This is a genomic window from Streptomyces sp. YS-3 (assembly GCF_045257485.1).
Lineage (GTDB): Bacteria > Actinomycetota > Actinomycetes > Streptomycetales > Streptomycetaceae > Streptomyces.
In genome coordinates this window covers 1-1,569 of record NZ_JBJHPC010000960.1, presented here as the reverse complement: position 1 = coordinate 1,569, position 1,569 = coordinate 1, and the positions used below count along the sequence as shown (strand labels likewise).

1 protein-coding gene is annotated in these 1,569 nt (G+C 69.7%); it reads right to left on the bottom strand.

The genetic code is table 11. The features are described 5' to 3' along the window. Nucleotides 1-48 precede the first annotated feature (48 nt). Nucleotides 49-1,401, bottom strand: coding sequence for an ABC transporter substrate-binding protein (locus ACJA3G_RS36705; protein ID WP_406557347.1), 1,353 nt, complete (start codon nt 1,399-1,401; stop codon nt 49-51). Nucleotides 1,402-1,569: the final 168 nt, after the last annotated feature.

Sequence of the window (1,569 nt, the reverse complement as noted above, 5' to 3'; positions counted from 1 at the left end):
GACGGGGGTGAGGCGGGGGACGGAACCGGCGCGGTGGTCATGGCCGGATCAGTTCTTGTACGCCGCAGCCGCGTCGGCCTCCAGCCTGGCCTGGGCGCCGCTGACGTCCTTGGGGTTCTTCAGGAAGTCCTGGAGGTCCTTCCACTCGCCCTTGCCCGGCGTACCGCCGAAGGACTGCGGCGCCTGGTCGGACAGGTCGAACCGCACGTCGTCCCCGGCCGCGATCAGCGCCTTGGCGATGTCGCGCTGGACGTCGTTGGGGTACGCGGCGAGGTCGGTGGCCTTGTTGGGCGAGATGTACCCGCCCGCCGCGGCCCAGACCTTGGCGGCGTCCGGGGAGGCCAGCCAGGTCAGCAGGGCCTGGGCGCCCTTGGTGTCCTTGAGCGCGACGGCCGCGTCCCCGCCGGTGACGACGGGTGCCTTGGCGCCGACGGCGGGGAACGGGAAGACCTTCGCGTCCGTACCGATCTTGGCGCTGGTCTGCGCGATGTTGATGCCGACGAAGTCGCCCTCGAAGACCATGCCGGCCTTGGGCTGGTCGCCGCCGGTGAACGTCTGGGTGACGGAGGCGGGGAACTCGGTCTGCAGAGCGCCGGTCGCGCCGCCCGCGATGAGGTCGGGCTTGCCGAAGAGCTGGCCGAGGGTGGTCAGGGCGTCCTTCACGGACGGGTCGGTCCACTTCAGCTGGTGCTTGGCCAGCTGGTCGTACTTCTCCGGGCCCGCCTGGGAGAGGTAGATGTTCTCGAACCAGTCGGTGAGGGTCCAGCCGTCCGCGCCGCCGACGGAGACCGGGGTGACGCCGGAGGCGGAGATGGTGTCGGCGGTGGCCAGGAAGTCCTTCCAGGTCTTGGGGACCTGGGCGCCTGCGGTGTCGAAGACCTTGGTGTTGTACCAGACCAGGGACTTGTTGGCGGCCTTGAAGTACACGGCGTACTGGGTGCCGTCGACCGCGCCCAGGTCCTGCCAGACCTTGCTGTAGTTCTTGGCGAGCTGGGCCTTGGCCTCCGGGCCGACGGGCTTGACCCACTTCTTCTGCACGGCCTGCTGGATGGCGCCGACCTGCGGCAGCATGGCCACGTCCGGCGGGCTGCCACCGGCGATCTTGGTGCCGAGGAAGTTGACGATGGGGTCCTGGGCGGGGACGAAGGTGACGGTGGCGCCGGTACGGCTCTCGAACTCCTTCAGCACCTTGACGAAGTTGGCCTGCTCGGGGCCGGTCCACACGGCGGCCACTTCGATTTTCTGCCCGTCGAGGCGGGGGAGGGCGACGGTGGTCGCCGTGCCGGACTTGCTGGGCCCCGGCTTCTCCGTTTCGTCCTTCTTGTCGTCCCCGCAGGCGGTGGCGGTGAGGGCGAGCGCCCCGACGATGGCCATTCCGACCAACTTCCGTCCCGTACGCATGAGTTTGCCGCCTCCCGCTCGCCGAGGTCGTCCCGTCCGGACAGTCCTACGCCGGGTGTGGGGGGCCCGCAATACCGCGATCGGTGTCAAGTGGGTGATCGTGATGGGGTCGTGACGTGGGGAGGTCTTGAGCCGGGGGTTCGTCTGCGGGCCCCCCACACCCGGCGT